This is a genomic window from Pedobacter sp. 01T416_2, assembly GCF_056398925.1.
Genome location: NZ_JBFTQI010000983.1, coordinates 1 through 1,890 on the forward strand (window position 1 = coordinate 1; position 1,890 = coordinate 1,890).

Annotated in this window: 1 protein-coding gene; it reads right to left on the reverse strand. The window is 41.6% G+C overall.

Annotated elements, in window-relative coordinates:
- The coding region (locus tag AC1DPQ_RS26535; protein ID WP_477611403.1) for a TonB-dependent receptor plug domain-containing protein at positions 1–1,890 on the reverse strand (1,890 nt) is incomplete at both ends.

Below are 1,890 nucleotides of genomic sequence, written 5' to 3' on the forward strand. Positions count from 1 at the left end.
AACCATACCAGTTACCCCCTGTGCCTGTATAAATGCTCTCATAGGCAAAATACTCCTCAAAATCAAGATCGGTATTTAAAACACCTGCTGATGCGGTTAGTGTTAGGTCGTTAATGAACGAAACTTTTTTCAAAAATGGCTCTTCGCTAAGGCGCCATCCAATAGAAGCTGCAGGAGAGAGTGCAATCCTGTTTCCTGGCGGCATTTTTGGTGAGCGTACCACAGCTCCGGTAATTTCGGCAAAATACTTATGGCTGAAATCATAATTTAACTGCAATCCTAAATTAGAATTTGTTGTTGGCTGGTAGATTTCAGATTGCGATTGACGATATGCCGCAGCCAACAATACTGCAGAGATATGATGATTATTACGGACTGTAGTATTGTAGTTAAATTGGCCAGACAACGAAATGGTCTGTCTATAATAACTATCTGCAATGTTCTGAACTCCGGTTTTAGTATCTTCTCCCCAGCGCGTTAAGCTTCCAATCATCGTTGTACCAGAGTAGGTTGTCCAATTAGGCTGGTAAGTTGCATATCCATTTCTATAACCCTGATTGTAACTATTCAGGTAATCAACCCCCATAGTGGTACTAAAGGTAAGTCCATTCAAAATTCCTTTCAAATCAGCATCAATACCAGTGGTAAACTGAAACTGGCGTTGTACAAACTTATTATTACCACCTGCATAAATGGCCGCAAAGGGGTTGGTTTGATCTAATTGCGTACCACCAAGAATGTATTGTCCATCAATAATTGTAGCGTTTTTAATCATCGCTTTGCTCACCTCATCGCTCTGTTCCAATAAATTAATTGGGATTAAGGGTGTAAATAAATGAGGGCGCAGGGTTGCAGCATTAGCCCAGTAATTCGTATTTACTCCGCCCCCGCTGGCAAACACAGCACTTGCGTCGACCCGGGCTTTTAGTGCTTTGGTTAGCTGCATATCAACATTTCCGCGGATGTTAAAGCGTTCTGTTGTATTATTTTTTTTTGCTTCGCCGAAATTAAGCAGCGAACCTGTAGATGCAAATCCAACATTGGTGTAATAACGGGCACGATCATTCCCTCCTGAAATTTCTGCAACGCCATCATAGCGTGAAAAACTATTTTTGAGGTATTCTGAAGCGTAATAATCTACACTTGGATAACGATAAGGGTTAACACCAGAGTGATTATAAATAGTTTCTGGAGTATAAGCCGCTGCCAAACCATCATTAGATAAAGCCTCATTGTACAGGGTCATGTACTCTGAAGAGCCCAGATATTGAGCGAATCTTTTTGGCGTATTTAACCCGATATTGGAACGAACGTTTATTTTTTGCTTAGTGGCCGTACCCCTTTTTGTGGTGATCAAGATTACTCCTTTTGCACCGCGACTGCCATATAGGGCAACGGCCGAAGCGCTCTTGAGAAAAGTGATCTCCTCAATTTCATTTGGCGTAACACTGTTCACATCCCTCGGAACTCCATCAACCAATATTAACGAGGTATTCATACCCCAAAGATTGTTGCCATTAAAGCCCGGAGCAAAAGCCTCCATCCCGTCCAATCCATAAGTTATAAAGTTTTTCTCAAAGAGCTGTGCCAGGTTAACGCTTGATACGCCAGCAGGAAGATTACTTTCGGTGGCATTTTTAAAACCCACATTTATTAGTCTATCCTCTTTAGTCAAGGTAACCTGCTTTAGGTTGGCTAATGCGATTACCGGCAAGGTTTTATAACCTTTAGCATTTACCGTAAATGTGCTATTCTCCTCTATCGAAAGAGAGAATTCACCTGCCTGGTTTGCTATGGTGAGCACATCGTTTCCTTCAATAGTTATGGATGCCCCTTTTATAGGATTTCCACTGATATCCCGAACAACAGCTTTTATAGGTATCTTAACGG